Source organism: Paenibacillus validus NBRC 15382, assembly GCF_004000985.1.
In the GTDB taxonomy this organism is placed as follows: Bacteria; Bacillota; Bacilli; order Paenibacillales; family NBRC-103111; genus Paenibacillus_G; species Paenibacillus_G validus.
Genome location: NZ_BIMH01000033.1, coordinates 28,872 through 49,868, shown reverse-complemented (window position 1 = coordinate 49,868; position 20,997 = coordinate 28,872). Strand labels below are relative to the sequence as shown.

Below are 20,997 nucleotides of genomic sequence, written 5' to 3'. Positions count from 1 at the left end.
AAATGTTAGAGACGCTAACACTTACCAAACACTTTTGGCATATTCGTATAAATTATATAGGGGTGAAGGCCGTTAGTCTATGTATCCTTTTGTCGAAAAGGCAGCTCTCGAATTGCTTGTGTCAGTTGTTCGAGCTGATCTTTTAAACGAACGGTCAATTCCGGCAGCGCGCCGATCCCTGTTTGTAGCGCTTCTTCAAGTGCTCCCGCAGTGAGGAACACGTCCTTTGCCCCCAAATTGCCCGCGGCTCCGCGCAGCGAGTGAACGATCCGATGCGCATCGTGGCGGTCCGCAGGGTCCGTCAGCGATAGCTTGTCCCCGATCCTGCCATATTCCAGCAAAAAAGCGTCCAATAATTGGATATACATCTGTTCACGTCCTCCCAAAAAGGCGAGTGCGCGTTTCGTGTCGAGCGGCCCTTCGAAGGACCATCCTCCCGTGCCGGCATCGGATAAGTCTGCGTCCGTGATTTCCTTGGACGCCGCCGTCAGCGGTTGGGCCGAAGGCAGCCATTGCGCCACGGTGCGGATCAGCTTCTCGGGCTGAACCGGCTTCGTCAGCACCTCATTCATCTCAGCCTTCAAGCACGCTTCCCGCTGTTCCTTCGTAGCGTCGGCCGTCAAGGCGATGATCGGCAGGCGGACGAAGGCGGCATCTGTACGAATGCGCTTCGTCGTTTCGATGCCGTCGAGCCCTGGCATATGCAGATCCATCAGCACGAGATCGAAGCGGGCCTCTTCCAACCGCTGCAGCGCTTCAAAGCCGTCGCCCGCTACCGTAACCTGCAGCCCGTGCGAGACCAGAATTTCCCGGGCGACCGTCTGGTTGATACGGTTGTCCTCCACCAGCAGAATGTGCCCCGCTTGAGTCTCGCCGTACACTTGCTCGAGCTGTGCGGCCTCGGGTGCCGTCTGCCGCCGCTTGTCCCGTACGACGGACAGGACGTCGGCGAGCTCGTACCGACTGAACGGCTTGACCATGATCCAATCGGGCCGCAGTTGTTCGGGGACAAGAAGCAGGGCGTCTCGACCGGCCAGGGTCGTACACGCCACCGTCAGGACACCTTGGCGATCTGCCTCCCGTTTCAGCTCGAACCACGTTTCCTCCCCGTACATATCCGCCGATTCCATGTCGAGAAAGGCGATATCCGGCGGGGCTTCGACGATCCGGCGCAGCGCATCTTTCCATGTAAGCACGCCGTAAGCTTCGCCGGTGATTGAAGCGAGCGCCCCCTGCCATAAGCGGCACGTCGCCGGATGATCCTTCGCAACCAGCGCCTGATACGGGAACTTCCCGGCTTCCGCCCCTTGCCCGGGGATGACCGGGAAAGGCAGCCTGAAGCCGAACTCGCTGCCCTGGCCTTCGAGGCTGCGGACCCGAAGCTCGCCGCCCATGCGCTCGATCAGGCTTTTGGCGATGACGAGGCCCAGACCGGTGCCGCCGTACTTGCGGCTCGTCGAGCCGTCCGCTTGGACGAACGGCTCGAACAGGTGCTCCAGCTGCGCTGCGTTCATGCCGACACCCGTATCCTTGACGCTAAAGTCGAGCCAGATGGACGCGGCGTTGGCGCGATGGAGGCTAATGCCGAATTCGATCTGGCCTTGCGAGGTAAATTTCACCGCATTGCTGAGCAGGTTCAATAACACTTGCTCGAGCCGGAGCGGATCACCTGCCAGCTCGTCAGGCACCTCGTGCCCGATATCGGCTACGAGCTCTACCGGCTTATGGCCGATGAGCACGCTAAGCGTGCCGTTTAACCGCTTGACGATGCCGCCCAGGGAGAAGGAGATGCGCTCGATGTCGAGCTTGTCCGCTTCGATTTTGGAAAAATCAAGAATGTCGTTGATGATGCCGAGCAGCGACTGGGAGGAGGCGACGATTTTGTGCATGTAATCGGCTTGAATGTCCGACAATTCCGAGCGCTGCATCAGATGCGACAGCCCCATGATCCCGTTCAGCGGGGTGCGGATTTCATGGCTCATGCGCGCGAGGAACAAGCTCTTGGAGCGGTTCGCTTCGTCCGCTTCTTCCTTGGCTTCGAGTATGGCCCGCTGAATGCGCTTCTGCTCGCGGATGTCGCGGACGATCGTCGAATAGTACGTTTCCCGACCGTCGGTCGAGGTGTGGGCGACCAGCGTTTGCGAGGTCACGATTCGCTCCCCGCGGGCGGTCCGGAATTCGATCTCCTCCTCCCAGAACCCGCGTTCCTCGGCGTTCCTCACGCCTTTCGATAAGCGGAACGCCATCTCGCCGACCAAGTAGTTGCCGATATTGCACGTATCCTCATCCAGCTTCTCAATACCGAGTAATTGCAGTCCCGCCTGATTGATGTAGAACATGTCCCCGCGCTTATCGAACGAAGCGATAAAATCGTGGGCGTTCTCCATAATGTTAAGCAGCCGATTTCTCGACTCGAGCGTTTCCTTATATCCTCGAATATCTTGGGCAATGAGGACGAAGCCTTTCACCTTGCCTTTCGCACCGATCATCGTGCTGACGTTGACGTTAACGGGAATGCGCGCTCCAACCCGATGCAGCCATAACCACTCGGTATCCATCGTCATTTTGCGCGCTGCTTTTATGAAAAAGGCGGTACAGTCCGCCGGAATAGGCTCCTGGAGCTCCTGCGCATACAAGGCCGCCCGCTCCGCCAGCTGTTGAGGGTCCAGCCAAATGTGCGGCGTTTTCTTATGAATGACGTCGATGGCCGAGTACCCGAGCAATTGTTCGGCTTGCCGGTTAAAGTACGTGATCTTATATGCGGCGTCCGTCACGATCATGGCATATTTGTTCTCACGAATAAACGCTTCGAACGGCTCGAACAAGCTGCGCAAATTTTGAATCATGCCATTGACCGACTGCGACAATTGCCCGAGCTCGTCGCTGGATGAATGATCCAGAGGGCTCGTGTAAAAGTTGCCGTCCGCTACCGATTCGGTCGCTTTCAGGATCGGCTTCAGCCGCCTGATAATGAAACGGTTGACGGTGAGACGGATGATGAGGAAAAGACACAGCTCGGCCGCCGCGATAATCAGGAGCGTTGTATACAAGAGCGAGCGAAGCGGTGCTTCGAAGTTGGATAAGCCGACCGAGAGCAGGACGATCCAGTTCGTCAGCGGCATTCTCACAAAGAAAGACTTGGACGGACCGAAGCTGATTACCGTCTGGATCGAGCCCCGGTCTTGCTCCGAGACGATATCGTACTGATCCGTAAATGCGGGAAAATCGCGCCGGTAATTCAAGACGAAATTTTTGGAAGAGTCCGTATTGTAGAGCACGGTCGACTCCATGTTGACGACGATGATGCGCCGCTGTTTAGCCGGATCGTCCAAATTCAGCTGCGACGAGAACACGCTCCGGGCGTCCAGCGCGACGCTGAGCACACCGGTCACATGCCGTTCCTCGTTAAAGACGGGAACGAGAATAGAGATGACGGAAGTATTCGTCATTTGCCCGATATACGGGTCGGAGACAGCGGATTTTCCTTGCAGCGCGGTTGCGAAAGCGGCTGTGTGGGCAAGGCTGCCCTGTTCGCCGTCCGACAGCGTCAGGTTGCCCTGCAGATCGGCAATGCCGATGGACAAGTAATGGCGCTCCAGCCCTTGCTCCAGCTCTTTAGCCAAATAAGCGAGCTTCTCCGGCAGGGTGCCGCTTCGGATCACCGTCGTCCGGCTGATGATTTCGGCCTCGGCCGTGCGCACTCTCAGGTAGGCGTCCAAGTTGTCGGCGGCATTGCTCAGCGTGTCGAGCGTTTGCTCCTCCAATTGCTGGTACAGCTTATTTTTGGAGAGTTGGTAATGGGTGAATCCGACAATGCCTAGTGTCAGGGTTGTCACCAGGAAGAGGATCGCCATCATTTTCGTTTCCAACGTCATCCTCATCGGTCAGGCCTCCCGCTCGCAGAATGAGTCCATCTAATCCAACGGCTTCATCTAATCATAACCCATTTTATAGGATTGGGTGAAGGTACAAACCTGTGCGACGGAATGGTCATAAGCTAGGGTGTATAGATGAATCGGAGTGTCCGAGAAATCAGGAGAAGGAAGGGTGAACATCGTATGAGCCAGAAGCCAAAGGCTGCCCCCCGCTCAGGGAGCCAAAAGCCAAAGGCCGCCCCCGGTTCAGGCCGCCGGAAGCAGGCGGCAAGCGCATCGGCAGCGACGGGAAAGGGCGGTCGTCCAGGGAATGTGCGTAAGCCGCGGATCGCGAATCCGCAGCCGCAGCTTAACACGGCGGAAGTTCAAGGGTTGTTTAATCCGTTTGCCGGCGGAGCGGCGACAGGCGGTCTGGGTGCCGCTGCGGGCGGCGAGTCGGGTTTCGGCTTCATGTCGCTCTTTAACCGCGTAGGCGGGCTGGACGGCATCATTTCCACGATGGGTAAGGTGCAGAAGGTGATCACCATCATGAAGCAAATCGGCCCGGTGTTCAAGCTGATCGGCGGCTTTGGCGGCTTCGGCGGGCTGGGCGGGGGATCGGTGAAAACGGCGTCGCTTCGCCGCCCTCAGGCAAGCAAGCCCTCCGTGAAGCGGTCGTCTGCGCCGCCTGGCCGCCGGCCCGGCGGTTCGGCTCGCCGGTAGCCCGGCTCATGCCGGCCGTGCCGCCTTGCGGGAAGCAGAGGGCGGTATTTCGCGTATGCATTGCGGCATCATGAAAAATAGCGGGACTGTGCTCGTCACAGTCCCGCTATTTGAGTTGTGCGCAGGTTTGCTTAAGATATCAGAAAGTATCTTCCACGGAAGGGCTCCGATCAGGAGCTTCTCTTACAAGGGCACGACTTGCGGCCGCTGCTCCTTGTAGTACACCCATTCGCGGTAGCCGATCTCCTTCAGCCGCGCGGCGACTTCGTTCCAGTCGTCCCCGACGCGACTCGGAACGTGCGCGTCCGAACCGAAGGTGACTTGCACGCCATAGTGCAGGGCCCGCTCGAGAATGGCGTCGATCGGGTACCAGCCTCCGCACGCCTTCGTTTTGCCAGATGTGTTGATTTCGATCGCAATGCCGCATTCGCCGATCGTCTTGAGCGTCCGGTCCACCGCTTCCGTCTTGATGTCCGAGAACGCCGGATAAAACCCGCGCATCGCGTCGATATGCCCGAGAATATGGAACATCCCGCTGCGGGCCGATTGCTCGATCAGATCATAGTACAGCTCTTTTTGCTCGACTTTTTGCCGATCGGACAAGCCGTTCCAGCGCTTCTTGTTAAAGATGCTCACCCCGCCCGACAAATGGACGGATCCAATGATGTAATCGAACGGGTACAGCTTATAAACGTCGCGGTACACATCAGCGTGCTCCGGGAAGAAGTCCGACTCCACGCCGAGCAGCACATCGATGCGCCCGGCATATTCCGCTTTCAGCTTCAACACTTCGTCAACGTAACGCTTGAACTCGCTTTTGGCCATCGCAATGCCGGGCTGCGCCCGATCTTCGTCGCTGGCGAAATAAGGAGAGTGATCGCTGATGCCGATTACCTGAAGTCCGTGGGCGATACCCGCTTCGATGTAATCGCGTATCGTGCCCGTCGCATGGCCGCAGCGCTCGTGGTGGGTATGTAAATCGAATTTCATCTTTTGTCTCACTCCGAACCGATGAATTGAGTTTCCTGCATACCTTTCAAGTCCTGCAAAAACTGATGTAATGCCGAGCTTAAATAACGCCCGGACTTGTAGACGACGCCGACGGGATGACTGATTTCCAGTTCGTTCACTTTCACCATTTTAAGCGTACCGAGCCGCAGCTCGTTTTGAATCGATAGCTTCGAGATAATCGCCGCGCCGAGATTCAGCTCGACCATCCGTTTCACTTCTTCGCTGCTGGACAGCTCCATCACGATCTGAGGCGTGATGTTCAGTTCCTTGAACACTTGATCGACGAATCGGCGGCCGGCCGTTTCGGGGGACAGCATGATGAGCGACAAATCGTGAAGGCGTTCGATCGGCACATGGGCGTACCGGGCCAGTGGGTGATCCGGGGCTACCGTCAGCTCGAAGGTGTCATAATAAAGCACCGAGCTTTCAAGGGACGGATGCTTGTCGAACAAATACGTGATGCCGATATCGATCGTTCCGTTCTCGACGCTTTGCATAATTTGCGAAGTTGACATGGAATGGATCGTCGTTTTGATCAGCGGAAATTGGTCTTGAAAATAAGAGAGAACCCGCGGCAAAATTTGCATCGCGATTGAAGTTGTCGTGCCCAGATGAATATGGCCCTGCGGCGTTTGGTTCAAATCTTCGAGCCGCTGCTTCAGATCCTCAACCGTCTGCAGGATCATTATGGCATGCTCGAGAAACACGCGACCGCTATCGGTTAGCGTGACCGGTTGGTTCCGGTCAATCAGTACCGTTTTGAATTCGTCCTCCAAACTCTTGATTTGGGCGGACACGGCCGGCTGCGTCAAGTTTAAGATTTCACCGGCCTTGCGGAAACTCATCGTTTTCGAAATCGTAATTAACGTTTCCAATTGGTTGAGGTTCACGTTGTACCCCCTCTCCAAGGTGTGAACGTGTGAGTCACACTTCATTATATGCTACTTGAGAGGGAAGGGCAAACGATGAAGAAAGTTGCCATATATTCAAATTTGAGTATAATTGCTTTAGAGTTAAATATTTAAGAAGTAGGTGACCTGTTGAGATGGAAGCAACTAAAAAATCGAACATTCCGTGGACAGTGACAGGCCTGATGCTGGCACTGCTGCTGGCTGCGCTTGACCAAACAATCATATCTACGGCCATGCCGACCATCCTGGGCGAGCTTGGGGGATTGGATCAGTTCGTTTGGGTATTCTCGGCGTACTTGATCGCCAACGTCGTATCGATGCCGATATTCGGCAAGCTCGGCGATATGTACGGACGCAAGCTGTTTTTCCTGCTCGGGCTGATCGTCTTTATGATCGGTTCCGCGCTGTGCGGCACGTCCGAATCGATGCTGCAGCTCATTATTTACCGCGCGATTCAAGGGATCGGAGGCGGTGCGTTGATGCCGCTTACGTTCACAATCGTCTTCGATATTTTCCCTCCGGAGAAGCGCGGGAAGGCGCAGGGGCTGTTCGGCGCTGTCTTCGGTATTTCCAGCGTGCTGGGACCGCTTGCGGGCGCCTATTTCACCGATTATGTCAATTGGCAGTGGATTTTCTATATCAATCTGCCGCTCGGAGTTGTCTCATTGATCCTCATATCCCTGTTCTATCACCCGGTATTGCCGAAAAACAAGAACCTCAAGGTCGACTGGCTCGGCACGCTCGTCTTCGCAGCTTCGATCATCGCTCTCATGCTCGGCCTCGAGCTCGGGGGCAAGGATTACGCGTGGAATTCGCCGGTCATTATCGGCCTGTTCGTGGCGGCGGCCGTTTTATTCGTGGGATTCTATTTTATCGAACGTGCCGCTTCCGCGCCGATCATTCCGTTTCCGCTGTTCCGGTCCCGATTGTTTACGGCGAGCATGGGGATCAGCTTTTTCTACGGGGCGCTGATGATATCGGCTGCAACGTATATTCCTTTGTTCGTTCAAGGGGTGTTTCAAGGCTCGGCGACAAGCGCAGGACTCGTGTTAACCCCGATGATGCTCGGTGTGGTTGCCAGCAGCGCATTCAGCGGACGTTTTCTCGGTAACGCGTCGTTTCGCAGCATCATGCTGTTCTCCGCCGGTTTGCTGCTCGTCGCCACCGTACTGCTCGGCACGGTGGCGGTCGATACGCCGAGATGGCTGGTGACGATGTACATGATCGTTCTCGGACTCGGAATCGGAACACAGTTCCCGGTGATTTCGATTTCGTCCGTGCAAAGCGTCAGCTTCCAATACCGCGGCGTCGTTACGTCGCTGGTGTCGTTCTTCCGTTCGATCGGCTCGGCCGTCGGCGTGACCGTACTTGGTACGATCCAGTCGTATGCGCTGAAGAACCGGATCGTCGAGCTCATGCCGGACAACGCTTCCGCACAGACGCCTGCCGATCCGCAAGTGCTGCTCAGTGAACAGTTCCGGCAAGCGGTGCCGAAGGAAATCATGGACAAATTGATTATCGGGCTTGCCGATTCGATTGCGTTCGTGTTCCAGGTCTCGATCTTGGTCGCAGCGTTAGGACTGATGTTCGTCTTATTGATGGGCAAAGCCAAGATGGAGCTTGGGCAGCGCGGCCAGCAGAAGCCGGGCGGAGCGGGCGAAGGCGAAGAATCGACCGTACAGCACGGTCATCTGTAAGGCGGGTGGACCATCGATGTCCATGAAGCTCGTCATCTTGGGGCTGCTGATGGAAAACGACAGCCATCCCTATCAAATGCGACAAAAGATGAAAGAGCGCGGAATGCTGCATTATATCAAAATGCAGGAAGGCTCGCTGTATTACGCGATTGACACGCTGGCTAAGGCGGACTATGTGATGGCCATCGAGACGATCAAGCATAGCGCGGGCCGGCCGGACCGCACCGTGTACCGCATTACGGAATCGGGGAGACGGCTATTCCAAGAGCTGCTCGACAAGCAGTTCGCCGAGAACAAAGCTGTGTATCATCCGATGTATGCGGCGTTGGCCTTTGCCAAGCACGGCGACCCGAAGCGGATCCACGACTTGCTGCAGGGTAAGCTCGAGGAACAGCGGAAGCTCGCCGCTTCCTTGCGAGAGCTGTACGACAGTCATATCGATCAAGTGCCGCGCGCCGTGCTGCATATGATGAAGGGGCGCTTGGAGCATGCGGAGATTGAGCTGCGTTGGCTGGAGCGTCTGGCCGAAGACGCGTTGAACGACCGTCTCAAGGAATACGGCAAGCCGATCGAGGATTAACAGGTAAAGCCGCCGCCCGCGCATAAATAAAACTCCCGCAAGCACTGTTTATTCAGTGATTGCGGGAGTTTTTCATAGCCTTTGTCAGTTACTCGGTTGCAACATCGCTTGAAACCGCCTTGCCGCGTTTTTTGCGCGGCTGTTTGACCAGCTTGATTTTGCCGAGCATCGGCGTCAGCAGAGCGCCCAGCAGCACGAACATCAGCCCGAACCAAAACACGGCGTGCAGCGAATCGACAAGCGCTGATTTCACGATCGGAACAATCGTATGAATAAGCTCTTGCGGAAATTGGCTCAGCGTCTCCGGACTTAACAGCGCCGAGTACAACGCCTGCGGATTCGTATGAATGGAGGCCGTAATTTTCTCGACCATCGCGCCGCCCTGCTGAGGAAGCTGTTTCAGCACGGGCACCAGGTTTTCGGACAGCAGCGTATCCGAACGATTGTTCATTACTACGCCCAGAATGGTCATCCCGAACGTACCGCCGATCTGGCGGAAAAACTGGCTGGAACTCGTCACGACGCCCAGCTCGGATTTCGGAAAGCTTTCTTGCAATATTAACGTCAAGAGCGGCATCACCAGTCCCATGCCGAGCCCGATCACCATCATGATGCCGCTGGCGGCAAGCTTGCTCGTATCGATGCTCATGGTGGTCAACAGCAGAAAGCCGATGGCCATAATGATCATCCCGATGCTCATTTGCAGCTTCGGACCGATTTTGTACACGATTTGACCGCCGATCACGCTGGCGATGATCATCGTAACCATCAAAGGCGTCATGACGGTTCCCGAAGCGGAAGCGCTAATGCCGACGATGCCCTGCATGAACAGCGGAACGAACATAATCGCGCCGAACATCCCGATGCTCATAAAGAAACCGATGCCGTTGACGACCGTGAACGTCCTATTTTTGAATAAACGTACAGGCAGGATCGGCTCGCTTGTTTTCGATTCAATCCATACAAAGGCCGTTAAAGAGATAGCCGATAGCACGAACATGCCGATAATAGGCCAGGATGTCCATGCGAACTCCGTTCCTCCGAACGTCAAAGCAAGCAGCAGCGAAACAACCCCGATGATCATCGTAGCCATACCCGCAACGTCGAACCGAACAGGACCTTCCGCTTTGACACCTTTTAACCCTAGTGAAATCAGAATCGTCGCGATAATCCCGACCGGCAAGTTAATGTAGAACACCCAATGCCAGTTCAGCGAGTCCACGATCCAGCCGCCGACCTGCGGCCCGATAACGGAAGCAAGACCGAAGATGGCGCCGAATACCCCTTGCCATTTGGCCCGTTGCTCACCTGTAAAAATGTCCCCGATAATAATCATTGCCATCGGCATCATAATCCCGCCGCCCAGCCCTTGCAGCGCACGGAAGAAGATCAGCTGCTCGATCGTCTGCGACATTCCGCAAAGCGCGGAACCGACCATAAAAATGATGAGGCCAGATACGTACACCGATTTCCGTCCTAACAAGTCGGCGAGCTTCCCTGCGATCGGAACGATCGTCGTAGAAGTCAGCATATAAGCGGTCGTCAGCCAAGTCATCAGGCTAAGTCCGCCGAGCTCCCCGACGATACGCGGCATGGCTGTGCCGACGATCGTCCCTTCCAAGGCGCCGAACAGCATCGCGATAATAAGCCCTGAGATCAGCAGGCCGCGGTGTTTTGTCGTTGTATCCTCCGCATTTAGTTTTACCTCCATAGTTGGCTCCTCCTCTAGGTAGTATTTCATTATGAAAACGCCCGTTATTCTTCGATTTTTTTAACAATTTTTTCGAATGTGGTCAAAAATAATTCCAATTCATCCGCCTCTACATGAGACAAGTAGGTGTGGATAGCCGCGGTTCGCAGCTTGTTCAGCTCTTTCAGTACTTCCTTGCCTTTATCCGTGGCTTGAAGCAGCACAATTCTTCGGTCCAGTTCGTCATGCTTCCGTTCCACGAATCCGTTCTGGACGAGCCGGTCGATCATGACAGTAATCGCGCTGGGGGTAACCTCCATCTTGCCGGCGAGCTTGCCGGCGGGACAGGGGCCCATTTGGCTGATCGTGTAAAGCATCATGGTCTGCGGTCCGGTTAGCGTAATATGGTCAGGTAAACCAAGTTCAGGACCAAGCTTTTTGAACAAGGTAAAGAACGCTCGCTGGAACCGTTCGATTTGAGCCTCGCGGGATGTTTCCATCGCAATGTCACCTCCTTCAAATGGACACTTTTAATTCATTGATTTAATTTTTTATTACTTAATAGTTGAGTACAAAATAATTAAGTAGTTTAAATAATAACAGCGACTTTTCTAAAAGTCAAACCAAAAAAAAGAGGCGATCGTTTACCCGATCGCCTCGGCCAGTTCCATTAAATGATTGCATATGACGTCCGGCGTTACACCGCTGCGGCTCATATCATCCGCGGCCGTTACCGCCGTCACAAGCCCGGTCAGAACGAGCGCCGTCCGGCTGCCGATGGCTGCGCCGCCGCTGATGTCCGTCGCCAAGTTATCGCCGACTGTCCAAATATCCGAAGCGGGAAGCCGCAGCTTGTCCACCGCAATTTGCATGACGATGCTTGACGGCTTGCCGATCACGACGGGGGCGATGCCGGAAGCCCGCTCGATCGATGCGGCAATGGAGCCTGCGCCCGGTGTTAGCTCGCCGTTCCAGGGCAGCAGATGGTCGGGATTGGTCAACACCGAAATGGCGCCGCGGCGCAGCTGAGAGGTCGCCGCCCTTAATTTGTTGTAATCGAAGGCACGGTCAATGCCTTGGACGACAGCCGATACGGTGCCCGCCTCATCGTGGGGCTCGGCCAGCTCGTAACCGGCATCTGTCAGCGCAAGTCTCAAGCCCTGCTCCCCGATGCACAGCACCCGGTTGTTAGCCAGCGGCAATCTGCGCAGATATAAAGCCGCCGCCTGCGAAGAGGTCAGCACCTCCGAGGGATTCGCCGAGATTCCGGTCTTCTCCAAATGCGCCGCCACCTCATCCGGCGTACGTGAAGAATTATTCGTTAGAAATAAAAACGGATAGCGTCGCTCCCTCAAATAATTTACAAATTCGGCGGCGTAAGGAATCGGCCGGTTGCCGTGATATAACGTTCCGTCCAAATCGAGTAAAAACCCGGGCATGATGGCGATCATCCTCTCCATGATGTAAAAAGCCGGTATCCTTAGGATACCAGCTTCAGTTTAACATAAAAATGTATGTCTCCGTCGTCCGACTCGGCCCAAATTTGGCCGTTATGCGATTCGACGATGCTTTTGGCGATCGCAAGGCCGAGTCCGGAGCCGCCTGTGGTTGAGCCGCGGGCGGGATCGATGCGATAGAACCGGTCGAACAACAGCTCCAGCTCCTCCCGTGTCAAAGCATCCGCCTTATTGCTGATGCGAACGACGGCATGTTGTTTGTCTTGGGCGAGCCCCACCGAAATGACGCCCGGTTTCGGGCTGTATTTGATCGCGTTGCTCAATAAATTATCGAAGACACGGATGATTTTATCCACATCGACTTGAACGATGAGCTTGTCTTGCGGGATGCTTCGGATTAGCGTCAACTTTTCTTCTTCGCTAAGCGTCACATACTCTTCCAGCAGTTGTTCCAGCACTTCATTAAGCACGACTCCGCGCTTATGGAGAGGCACGTCTTGATTCGAGAGCTTCGTGTACTCGAACAGATCGTCGATCAGCCCCTTCAGCTTTTCCGCTTTGCTGTAGGCGATCGAGACGTAACCTGCCGCTTGCTCCGGCGATTCATAGTTCTTGTCATGCAGCAGCCGCAAATACCCCATAATGAGCGTTAAAGGCGTACGAAGGTCGTGGGATACATTCGTGACAAGCTCGTTCTTCAATCGTTCGGCCCGGCGCTCTTCCTCCATCTTGAGCTGCAGCTCGCTGACCATTTGATTCATATCCCGGGCTAAGGAGCCGAGCTCGTCGCGTGAACGCTCGACCACCCTGTGGTCTAAATTTCCGGTAGAGATGATCCGCAAGCCTCCGGCAAGTTCTTCCAAATAACGCATTTTGCGCTGCGTCATAAAGTAGAACAGGAAGATAAAGACGCCCAACGCGCTAAGCATCGAAATCGGACTTTGACCTTTCACATAGCTAATATGCGGCTGCGGGATGCCTGTCACGACCAAGTAAGATTTTTGATTGTTATACGTAACCGGATAGAAGCTGGAAAATTCCGTACGCGAATCCCGGAAATCGTTTCGGGTATCCATCGCATTGCGAATGACGCTGTGTACGTCCACATACATCTCAGGGGCGTTTTCACTGCGGAAAACGACTTTCCCGTAAAGATCGGTAACTACAATTTTAAACTTCTCATTAGCTGCCAGTCGTTTGACGGTGGAAGTGAACGAGCGCAGCCGGTTTTCGTAATCGTCCTGCCGCCGCTTGTTCGGATCGTCTTCCATTTGCGTATCGGGCGGATGACCGGGGCTGCCCGGTTCGGTCGCATGGTGTTGAACGATTCCCGGCTCCGGTATCCTTTCAACGGCCACTTCCGAGGGAGCAACCGGTTCTTCAGCTTCTATTTCGTCTTCATAAGAAGGCGGTTCCAGAATTCGAACCAGGTTCCGGGCTTCGTTATCAATGCGTTCGATGCCCATCGTATAATCGATGACCGTTCCTTTATTGATCTGTCCGAATAAGGCCGAGCTTATTCCGTAGAACAGAAGAGCGGCCCCAAAGCAAGCGGAAAATGTCAAGACCAGTTGAAGACGAACGCTTCGTTCCACATGATTGCGAGCCAGATGGTACATATCGATAATGAAGTAGATAAATGCCCGCAGCAGCGTAAACGGAAACCATGTGAAGGGAAAGCGCTCAAGCATAGGCTTCCGAGGTTTTTTAACTTTCAATGACTTACTCAACTTTATATCCAACTCCCCAAACCGTTTTGATGAACCTTGGTTTCCGAGGATTATCCTCGATTTTCTCTCGTATTTTGCGGATATGGACCATTACCGTGTTATCCGAATTCAAATACGCTTCTCTCCAAACAGCCTCGTAAATTTTTTCGATGCTCCACACTTTTCCGCGATGACGGGCAAGCAGCTCCAAAATCGCAAACTCCCGAGGGGTCAATTTAATTTCCCGACCGTCCAGCCTGACCTCGTGCGTCGATGTATTAATCGTGAGATCGTCGATTTCCAGTTCAAACTCCTTATTCGGAAGCGAGACATTCAGCCGCGTATAACGGCGAAGCTGCGACTTGATGCGGGCGATTAGCTCCAGCGGGTTGAACGGTTTCGTGACATAATCATCGGCTCCTGTGCTGAGTCCCAAAATTTTGTCCATGTCCTGGCTTTTGGCGGAAAGCATGATGATCGGCATGTTTCTTTGCTCGCGGATTTTCATGCACGTTTGGATTCCGTCCATCTTCGGCATCATGATGTCGAGCACGATCAGATCGACATCTTCTTTTTCGAGCAATTGGAGAGCCTCAGTCCCGCTGCCTGCGCGAAGCAGATGGAAACCTTCGTTCTTTAAATATATTTCGAGCAGGTCGATGATTTCTTTTTCGTCATCCACCAATAGAATCGTGGGCTGCGTCATAACCGGCCGACCTCCTTCACATGATGACATATCTTGTAGGCGTCTTGTTGCTGAATACAGTATAGCTGCAAAATCTTAACAAAGGCAGAGCTGAATTCTTAAAACATTCTTAATAAGTCATCACCCCAATGGGCGCGACAGCATACATAAGTATAAGGAAAATTGATCAAATTCATAAATAAAATTGAATCACGGAGGAGAAATGAGCATGAAAGGGATCGAAACACTCGAGCAAACGCTCGATTCCATAAGGAAACCGTCCCCGCGCATTTTGCAGCAATGGATCGCAGAGCAGGGACTGACAGCCGAAGTGTTCAAAGATGATGTGACGGAGCCGAAAGGACTTCCTTACGGCCGAACTTGTCTCTTCCGCAGCAATGCCGCGGAAATTGTACTAGTCCATCTGCCGCCGGGCGCGCAAACTTGGATACACGACCACGGCAGGTCGATCGGCTGTGCGCTTGTCCTGGAGGGGACCCTGTCCAATTGTATTTACGGGCTTGATGCTTACGGCTTCCCGCAGCTTAAGAAGCAGACGGCTCTTACGGCTGATGAATATTTTCATGCACCACGAGGGCAAATTCATCAAATGAAAAATAACGGTCCCCTTAGAACCGTTTCCCTCCACGTCTATGCCCCGGCTCTCGCCGGCACTCACACGTACTATGCTTACGAGGACGCTCTTGACTTCGTTATTTAAAACCAATATACCGTTCCTGTAAGATGAAGGGAACGGTTTTTTTGTTTTTTATTTCCATATATTGGGATGGGAAGGGGGCATGGAGAACTGGATTGAGCCGCCAATATGGAGTTGGGTTCAGGGCCAAAGTCAGAGCCAGAGTCAGGGTCAGAGCCAGAGCCAGAGCCAGAGTCAGAGTCAGGGTCATAACTCAGCGACCCTTTTGAATGTTATCCCGTTGTCTCAGGAAAATTGAAGAAGCCTTATTCAATTCAACCGCGCAACTAAAGTAAGCAAGCCTAAAGAAAACGGTCTGAAGAGAGTAAGACCGAAGAAAGCAATCTGAAGAAAACAGACTGGAAACAGGCTGAAGAAAACGGTCTGAAGAGAGTAAGACCGAAGAAAAAACAGACTGAAGAAAGCAGATTGAAGAAAGCGGAGCTGCGTGAAAGAACTGAAGAATACAAAGTTGAAGTAGTAAGTAACAGAAATTAAGTAAACAGGAGTAGGAAGTAAAGAGTAAGCAAACAAGAATGAGCAAACAAGAATGAGCAAACAGAAGTAATCAAACAGAAGTAATCAAACAGAAGTAATCAAACAGAAGTAAGTAAAATTGAAGTAAGTAAGTCAGAAGCAAGCAAGCTTATGAGAGCAGACTTGAATCAAAGAACAGAAGAAATAAAACCAAAGTAAGGAAAGAAGAAGTACGTAAATCCGAAATAAGCCGCAGTAGAAGCAGATATGACGAGTACTGCTTGAAATGGGAAGCAGGTGCAGGGCATGACAAAACAGCACGTCAAAAACAACTGTGATGAATGATGACAACTGCCGATACTTAGTAGTAAGAACAGGCCAATTTTTGAATAATTACAGAATAAGGTACAGCAGCGGTAGTGGCGGAAAGGCGTAGCATATTGTGGAAAATTGGTGTATCACGCAGTGTAAGATTAAGGCGGTAGCAGTATTCGTCCATATAAGTTTGGAGGTGCTTAGGCCCGATTCCATGGAAGGTAAGGTTAATCCAGCGGCCTGCATCTGCAGCCACGGCGAGTAAACGATGAAATCGGCGAGGACTAAAACGCGCAGTTATATATTCTATATCGACATTAGCCGTCTGATCCACATGCTGCTCAGTGAATAGTTGCGTGCCGGTGCGACGAACCAGTCCATCGTTTAAGTATTCTTCGGAAAGATGCTTTATCTTGAAGCGGCAAGGCTCTCCCGTTTCTTTCATGGTTGCAGCGATAAACAGAGGTTGTCTTTGAGGGTGGGGCACTATGATCGGACAATGGGGGCGTCCGTAATGAGCGATATTCACTCGTACAATTCCTGAGAGAAGATCGCTATCGATCGCTTGACTCATGGCATGACGAAGTTTTTGGAGCATAAGCCAAGCGGTTTTGTAGGTAACGCGGATGATTTTACTGAGATGCTTTGCGTTAATACCGGAATCCGTACGAGAAATGAGAAATATGGCGTGCAGCCATTTGCGTATATCGGTTCGGCTGCCTTCCATGACAGTACCGGCAATAAGAGAGTTTTGGTAGCGACAGGCGTGACATTCATATAGAGGAAGTCTGCGAGTATGAATCTGGTAAGCGTGACGATGCCCGCAGCGTGAACAAATGAAGCCATTAGGCCATTTTGCCTGAAATAAAGTTTCGAAGCAAGCTGTTTCCGTCGGAAAATTGAAAGGCGGCGTCATCATGGTAAGGTCCATAAACAAGGCTCCTTATTTACAAAATAGGGAACAAATGTTCTTATTGTTAATAATATCAAACATTTGTTCTTATTTCAAGTTCTATTTTAATTAACATGTAGCCTCTTCTAGGCTAGCTTCTTTAAGTACGTCGTCCTATAGTTTGCCTGAGTAAAGGGGATAGTAACCGAAGACTAGTTGGGGTAATGACATGGTGGAGGAGCTGGAGGTTGAGAACATGCAGGGGCAAGCAAGGTGGAGAAGTAGGGGGTTGAGAACATATGCAGGGGCAAGCGAGGTGGAGAAGTAGGAGGTTGAGAAAATCAGGGTCGAGCGAGATGGAGTAGTAGGGGATTGAAAAATGCAGGGGCAAGCGAGATGGAGGAGCAGGAGGTTGAAGAAGTGGGGGAAAACAACGATAGAGGGCCAGCAGGTGGGGGAAAGGGAGAGGAAGTCTGGACTAAGAATTGAGTATGAAGGTTGAGTATGAAGGTTGAGTATGAAGAAGTCAGGATGGAGAACTCAGGGTGAAGAAGGGGGGCCGTGCGACTAATGAATGAGGGACAAACGAGGCAAGAGGATACGGACCGTGAAATGGGGTAAAGAGACAAAAGAACGGGACGTAAACCAGGCAGAGGTTCAGGAAACAATGAACGGTAAACAGATCTACTAATGTTATTATTATTATCCAATTCAACTTCCTGTGTGCGGATTTTGTTGAATGCATACAATGGAAGAAGGATGAGGCCAGGGTGAGAAGTGTTACTCCAGTAGGCGTCGTATGGCGCGACGATGTTTGCGATAGGAGCAGCCAACACGATGGGGAAAACGGGCGGCTTGTTGTCTTGGAACCTGGACGGGATCTAAAGCGATGGCAGCTGTGTTTCAGGAATATGATGAGCAAAGCAGGTGGGATGAATGGATAAACCATGGTTTCATATATACGGCGCCGTTTATTTGCTGTTTGTACGCGAAGGGAAGCTCCTGATGCTGCGGCGAACCAATACGGGCTATGAGGACGGAAAGTTCAGTCTGGTGGCGGGGAAACTGGATGGCGGTGAAGAAGTGAAACAGGCAGCGATCCGGGAAGCGGAGGAGGAAATCGGTATTCGGCTTCATCCGGACAATTTGGAGGTTGTGCTTGTGATGCACCGGATGTCGGACTCGGGGGAGTGGGTCGATTTTTTTCTACGCGTCAACGCATGGGAAGGAGAACCGTTCAACAACGAGCCGGAGAAATGCTCGGAGATGGCATGGTTTCCGCTTGAGATACTTCCTGACGCTACGATTCCGCACGTTCGTCAGGCGATTTCCAGGATCAGGGAAGGCGTTGTGTATGACAGTTTCGGCTGGGATATATAAGGGTACGGCAAGCAGGAACGATGTGCAACCCGCGTTGGATGGCATATGAGCTTCAGGGCTGTTACTTCAGCATCAGCGGGTTTATCGATGTCGTTGTAGCCGGGATGGAACTGCTGCGGGGTGAGGGGCGATTGTTGGCGAAAAATCGCGTTTTGGGGACGAAGGATCCATGTTTGCCGATGGCTTTATAGGAGAAGTTTAGGAAATTCGTTATTCTTGTGAAGTATATCACAGGAATATGCCTATACGCCGAGCTTGATATTAGGTATAATGAAGTAATAATAAGTCCTACGAGTACAAAGGATTTGTCGAAAAGGAGACCGGTCTTCGAATGAAAGCAGAGCTAATTAATCCGTTTCTGGAATCAGCTAGAATCGTTATTGAACAGGTCGCCAATATTCGACCGTCCACCGGGCAGCTTGGCATCAAGGACGTAAAGTTTGTTGAGAATTACATATGGATCCAAATCGGCATGACGGGACAAATGCAAGGTGACATCGTATTCGGGCTGCATGAGAGCGTCGCTCTCAAAGTCGTTTCGGCGATGATGGGCGGTTTCTTGATCACGGAATTGGATGACATGAGCAAGAGCGCAATCTCCGAGCTGGGCAATATGATCAGCGGCAATGCAAGCACGATGTTGTTTAACCAGGGCGTCCGCGTAGACATTACACCGCCGAAGCTTCTGCATTCCGCCTCTTCCGCAGGGTTCGACGCCAAGAAGGCGTTGACGATTCCGTTGATTATGGAAGGAATTGGTGAGCTGGATATTCAGGTTTTGATCACGTAAAAGACAAAGAAGATTTTGTTGCTATCTCACCCGCAATATGTATAAGCTTAAGCGAAGGCGATACTCTGATCCGACCCGGACAGCGGCGCTTTCGCTTTTTTGTCGGTTTAACCTATGACTAGGGGGATAGAAGCATGTCTTTTCAAGATAAAATCGTTATCATTACGGGAGCGTCCAGCGGTATTGGGGCCTTGATGGCCCACATGTTTGCCGAGCGTGGGGCGGTGCCGGTGCTGGCTGCCCGATCGGAAACGAAGCTGGCCGAAGCTGCAGCCCGTATTCGCGGTCCTCACGGGACCTATGCGCTGGATGTGACGTCCGCCGAACAGGTGGAGGACGTAATGGGGCGTATTCTGCGCGAATACGGAAGGATCGATATCCTGATCAACAATGCGGGTTACGGGGTGTTCGACTCTTTCGTCAATGCGCCGCTTCGCGAGTTCGAAAATATGATGGACGTTAACTATATGGGGACGGTCCGATGCACGAAAGCGGTGCTGCCTTCTATGCTAAAGCGGGGAAGCGGCCATATCGTCAACATCGCTTCGATGGCCGGCAAGATCGGTTCGGCCAAATCAAGCGGTTATTCGGCTACCAAGCATGCGGTGCTGGGGCTAACGAACTGCTTGCGGCAGGAGCTGGTCGGATCAGGCGTGTCATTGACGGCTGTGAATCCGGGACCCATCGATACGCCGTTCTTCGATATCGCCGATCCGTCGGGCAGCTACGTGAAGAACGTGAAATGGTTTATGCTCAAGCCTGAGCAGGTGGCTGAACGAGTGCTGCAGGCTATCGAACGGCGGACGCCGGAGGTCAATTTGCCGTTCACAGCTGCGGCGGGGGTCAAGCTGTATCAGCTGTTCCCACGGCTTTTTGACCGGATCGGCTACAAGCTGTTGAACAAAAAATAAACGGAGGTCATCCCTCCGTCTGTTTGTTGGCTTCTTTCAGCTTCTGGTTCAGGTTACGGACTTCTTCGTACAGCGCGCGGATGTCCGCTTTACTTTCCGGATGGTTCTGGTTCCAATGGCTGGCGAGCGCCGGCATCGTCTTATGAATATGGTTGTAAATCGACCATACTTTTATTTTCTCTACCATCTCGGGAGAAGTGTCCCCGGTTAGAAGCTCGGCAAATTTCTCAAGCAGCGCGTCGAATTCGGTTGTAAAACGTGCATTCATTGAAAGCCCACCTTTCCGGTCATAATAAGTTTTAGTGTAACTCCCGAAGCGGGATGTGTCAAAATGGAGCGTGAACTCGAATGGCAATGGAAACGATAGGTTCGGATAGCAGCATCGGTGAGTTCTCAAGAGCTTGCGTAAAATCGGAGCAGGACGGGACACTGGTGGAGAGACAACCGCTCAGGAGCGCAGCAAAAGGGATTTTATTGTACGTACTGACATATATCAGTCAAGGTCTGAAGGTAAAAGGATATTTGGCAGTACCCGAAGGGCGGATGCCAATGCCTGCCGTCATCTACTGCCGCGGCGGCATTCGCAAGGTAGGAATGGTGCGAAAGCGCCGCATTTTCTCCATGGCCCGCCGGGGGTATGCCGTGTTTGCGCCTTTCTACCGCGGCAATGAGGGCGGCGAAGGCCGTGAAGACTTCGCCGGTGAGGATCGCTTCGACGTATGCCACGCCCTCGCCATGGTACAGTCTCTGCCCGAGGTCGAGAGCGGTCCGGTGCCGCTGATCGGCTTCTCGCGAGGGGCGCTGATGGCGATGCTCGCTGCGAAGGAATGCCCCGGTGCGGGGCCGGTTGTCGTATGGGGCGGGGTCAGCGACCTGCTCGATACGTATGAAGAGCGAGTCGACATGCGGCGGATGCTGAAGCGGGTCGTCGGACATCCGAAGAAGCAAACGGACGCGTACGAAGCCCGGTCGCCAGTATATTGGATTGACCGGATCGACGTTCCCGTGCTGATCGTGCACGGCACCGCGGATCACCAGGTGAGCGTGGAGCAGGCACGCAAGCTTGCGTTGGCGCTCGAAGCGGCCGGCAAGGACTATGCGATGGAGCTGTACGAAGGGCTCGGGCATCGTTTTCCGAAGGAGGAGGACGAACGGGCCCTGGATGCCGTGTTTACGTGGATTACCCGCAAGCGGCAGGAGATGAGCGAATAATATAGG

Annotated in this window: 18 protein-coding genes; 8 read left to right on the top strand and 10 right to left on the bottom strand. The window is 53.0% G+C overall.

Translation table 11 applies throughout. The annotated features are described in order from the left end of the window. Positions 1 to 77 precede the first annotated feature (77 nt). Positions 78 to 3,881 carry a response regulator gene (locus tag PVA01S_RS18865; RefSeq protein WP_127608866.1) on the bottom strand — a complete coding sequence of 1,268 codons (3,804 nt, stop codon included), beginning with the start codon at positions 3,879 to 3,881 and terminating at the stop codon, positions 78 to 80. A 177-nt stretch (positions 3,882 to 4,058) separates the two neighbouring features. Between PVA01S_RS18865 and PVA01S_RS18860 the strand changes: the two genes are divergently transcribed. Next, positions 4,059 to 4,577, top strand: a complete 519-nt coding sequence (locus tag PVA01S_RS18860; RefSeq protein WP_127608865.1) for a hypothetical protein — start codon at positions 4,059 to 4,061, stop codon at positions 4,575 to 4,577. Positions 4,578 to 4,760: 183 nt separating this feature from the next. On the opposite strand, the gene PVA01S_RS18855 is transcribed toward PVA01S_RS18860, so the two are convergent. After that, the gene (locus tag PVA01S_RS18855; protein ID WP_127608864.1) at positions 4,761 to 5,567 is read right to left on the bottom strand and encodes a histidinol-phosphatase; all 807 of its coding nucleotides are present in this window, start codon (positions 5,565 to 5,567) and stop codon (positions 4,761 to 4,763) included. A gap of 8 nt (positions 5,568 to 5,575) precedes the next feature. Then, complete coding sequence (locus PVA01S_RS18850; protein WP_054798468.1) at positions 5,576 to 6,478, bottom strand: LysR family transcriptional regulator; 903 nt, start codon at positions 6,476 to 6,478, stop codon at positions 5,576 to 5,578. Between the two features lie 155 nt (positions 6,479 to 6,633). Between PVA01S_RS18850 and PVA01S_RS18845 the strand changes: the two genes are divergently transcribed. After that, complete coding sequence (locus PVA01S_RS18845) at positions 6,634 to 8,196, top strand: MDR family MFS transporter (protein WP_127608863.1); 1,563 nt, start codon at positions 6,634 to 6,636, stop codon at positions 8,194 to 8,196. A 16-nt stretch (positions 8,197 to 8,212) separates the two neighbouring features. Then, entirely contained in the window at positions 8,213 to 8,776 is a 564-nt protein-coding gene (locus PVA01S_RS18840; protein WP_127608862.1) for a PadR family transcriptional regulator, read from the top strand. Between the two features lie 88 nt (positions 8,777 to 8,864). On the opposite strand, the gene PVA01S_RS18835 is transcribed toward PVA01S_RS18840, so the two are convergent. From PVA01S_RS18835 to PVA01S_RS18815, 5 genes are all read right to left on the bottom strand, one after another. Continuing rightward, positions 8,865 to 10,487 (bottom strand): MDR family MFS transporter, encoded by a 1,623-nt coding sequence (locus PVA01S_RS18835; RefSeq protein ID WP_174817599.1) that lies wholly within the window; start codon positions 10,485 to 10,487, stop codon positions 8,865 to 8,867. A gap of 44 nt (positions 10,488 to 10,531) precedes the next feature. Further along, positions 10,532 to 10,966 (bottom strand): MarR family winged helix-turn-helix transcriptional regulator, encoded by a 435-nt coding sequence (locus PVA01S_RS18830; protein WP_127608860.1) that lies wholly within the window; start codon positions 10,964 to 10,966, stop codon positions 10,532 to 10,534. Positions 10,967 to 11,110: 144 nt separating this feature from the next. After that, positions 11,111 to 11,905: an HAD-IIA family hydrolase gene (locus PVA01S_RS18825; RefSeq protein ID WP_127608859.1), complete on the bottom strand. Its 795-nt coding sequence runs from the start codon at positions 11,903 to 11,905 to the stop codon at positions 11,111 to 11,113. Positions 11,906 to 11,946: 41 nt separating this feature from the next. Further along, the gene (locus PVA01S_RS18820) at positions 11,947 to 13,653 is read right to left on the bottom strand and encodes a sensor histidine kinase (protein WP_127608858.1); all 1,707 of its coding nucleotides are present in this window, start codon (positions 13,651 to 13,653) and stop codon (positions 11,947 to 11,949) included. Next, a complete protein-coding gene (locus PVA01S_RS18815; protein WP_127608857.1) occupies positions 13,646 to 14,338 on the bottom strand; it encodes a response regulator transcription factor in 693 nt (230 codons plus the stop codon). The genes PVA01S_RS18820 and PVA01S_RS18815 overlap by 8 nt, the downstream gene beginning before the upstream one ends. Positions 14,339 to 14,546: 208 nt before the next feature. Between PVA01S_RS18815 and PVA01S_RS18810 the strand changes: the two genes are divergently transcribed. After that, positions 14,547 to 15,038: a cysteine dioxygenase gene (locus PVA01S_RS18810; RefSeq protein ID WP_054798465.1), complete on the top strand. Its 492-nt coding sequence runs from the start codon at positions 14,547 to 14,549 to the stop codon at positions 15,036 to 15,038. An 814-nt stretch (positions 15,039 to 15,852) separates the two neighbouring features. Here the strand turns inward: PVA01S_RS18810 and PVA01S_RS18805 are convergent. Further along, entirely contained in the window at positions 15,853 to 16,737 is an 885-nt protein-coding gene (locus PVA01S_RS18805; RefSeq protein WP_127608855.1) for a transposase, read from the bottom strand. Between the two features lie 897 nt (positions 16,738 to 17,634). On the opposite strand from PVA01S_RS18805, the gene PVA01S_RS18800 reads away from it, so the two are divergent. The 3 genes from PVA01S_RS18800 to PVA01S_RS18790 all read left to right on the top strand — a co-directional run bounded on the left by PVA01S_RS18800 (position 17,635) and on the right by PVA01S_RS18790 (position 19,779). Next, the gene (locus tag PVA01S_RS18800; RefSeq protein ID WP_127608854.1) at positions 17,635 to 18,078 is read left to right on the top strand and encodes an NUDIX hydrolase; all 444 of its coding nucleotides are present in this window, start codon (positions 17,635 to 17,637) and stop codon (positions 18,076 to 18,078) included. 331 nt (positions 18,079 to 18,409) lie between these two features. Then, positions 18,410 to 18,868 carry a chemotaxis protein CheX gene (locus tag PVA01S_RS18795; protein ID WP_054798625.1) on the top strand — a complete coding sequence of 153 codons (459 nt, stop codon included), beginning with the start codon at positions 18,410 to 18,412 and terminating at the stop codon, positions 18,866 to 18,868. Between the two features lie 134 nt (positions 18,869 to 19,002). Then, on the top strand, positions 19,003 to 19,779 hold the full coding sequence (locus PVA01S_RS18790) for an SDR family NAD(P)-dependent oxidoreductase (protein ID WP_127608853.1): 777 nt from the start codon (positions 19,003 to 19,005) through the stop codon (positions 19,777 to 19,779). 7 nt (positions 19,780 to 19,786) lie between these two features. Here the strand turns inward: PVA01S_RS18790 and PVA01S_RS18785 are convergent, their stop codons facing one another. Beyond that, positions 19,787 to 20,047: a DUF2573 family protein gene (locus PVA01S_RS18785; RefSeq protein WP_054798626.1), complete on the bottom strand. Its 261-nt coding sequence runs from the start codon at positions 20,045 to 20,047 to the stop codon at positions 19,787 to 19,789. Positions 20,048 to 20,133: 86 nt separating this feature from the next. Here PVA01S_RS18785 and PVA01S_RS18780 point away from each other — a divergent pair, with 86 nt between their 5' ends. Further along, entirely contained in the window at positions 20,134 to 20,991 is an 858-nt protein-coding gene (locus tag PVA01S_RS18780) for an alpha/beta hydrolase family protein (RefSeq protein ID WP_127608874.1), read from the top strand. The last annotated feature ends 6 nt before the right edge of the window (positions 20,992 to 20,997 follow it).

Coding starts and splice junctions, on each gene's coding strand:
- PVA01S_RS18865 (WP_127608866.1), bottom strand. CDS start 3,881: ATGAGGATGACGTTGGAAACGAAAATGATGGCGATCCTCTTCCTGGTG.
- PVA01S_RS18860 (WP_127608865.1), top strand. CDS start 4,059: ATGAGCCAGAAGCCAAAGGCTGCCCCCCGCTCAGGGAGCCAAAAGCCA.
- PVA01S_RS18855 (WP_127608864.1), bottom strand. CDS start 5,567: ATGAAATTCGATTTACATACCCACCACGAGCGCTGCGGCCATGCGACG.
- PVA01S_RS18845 (WP_127608863.1), top strand. CDS start 6,634: ATGGAAGCAACTAAAAAATCGAACATTCCGTGGACAGTGACAGGCCTG.
- PVA01S_RS18840 (WP_127608862.1), top strand. CDS start 8,213: ATGTCCATGAAGCTCGTCATCTTGGGGCTGCTGATGGAAAACGACAGC.
- PVA01S_RS18835 (WP_174817599.1), bottom strand. CDS start 10,487: ATGGAGGTAAAACTAAATGCGGAGGATACAACGACAAAACACCGCGGC.
- PVA01S_RS18830 (WP_127608860.1), bottom strand. CDS start 10,966: ATGGAAACATCCCGCGAGGCTCAAATCGAACGGTTCCAGCGAGCGTTC.
- PVA01S_RS18825 (WP_127608859.1), bottom strand. CDS start 11,905: ATGCCCGGGTTTTTACTCGATTTGGACGGAACGTTATATCACGGCAAC.
- PVA01S_RS18815 (WP_127608857.1), bottom strand. CDS start 14,338: ATGACGCAGCCCACGATTCTATTGGTGGATGACGAAAAAGAAATCATC.
- PVA01S_RS18810 (WP_054798465.1), top strand. CDS start 14,547: ATGAAAGGGATCGAAACACTCGAGCAAACGCTCGATTCCATAAGGAAA.
- PVA01S_RS18805 (WP_127608855.1), bottom strand. CDS start 16,737: ATGGACCTTACCATGATGACGCCGCCTTTCAATTTTCCGACGGAAACA.
- PVA01S_RS18800 (WP_127608854.1), top strand. CDS start 17,635: ATGGATAAACCATGGTTTCATATATACGGCGCCGTTTATTTGCTGTTT.
- PVA01S_RS18795 (WP_054798625.1), top strand. CDS start 18,410: ATGAAAGCAGAGCTAATTAATCCGTTTCTGGAATCAGCTAGAATCGTT.
- PVA01S_RS18790 (WP_127608853.1), top strand. CDS start 19,003: ATGTCTTTTCAAGATAAAATCGTTATCATTACGGGAGCGTCCAGCGGT.
- PVA01S_RS18785 (WP_054798626.1), bottom strand. CDS start 20,047: ATGAATGCACGTTTTACAACCGAATTCGACGCGCTGCTTGAGAAATTT.
- PVA01S_RS18780 (WP_127608874.1), top strand. CDS start 20,134: ATGGAAACGATAGGTTCGGATAGCAGCATCGGTGAGTTCTCAAGAGCT.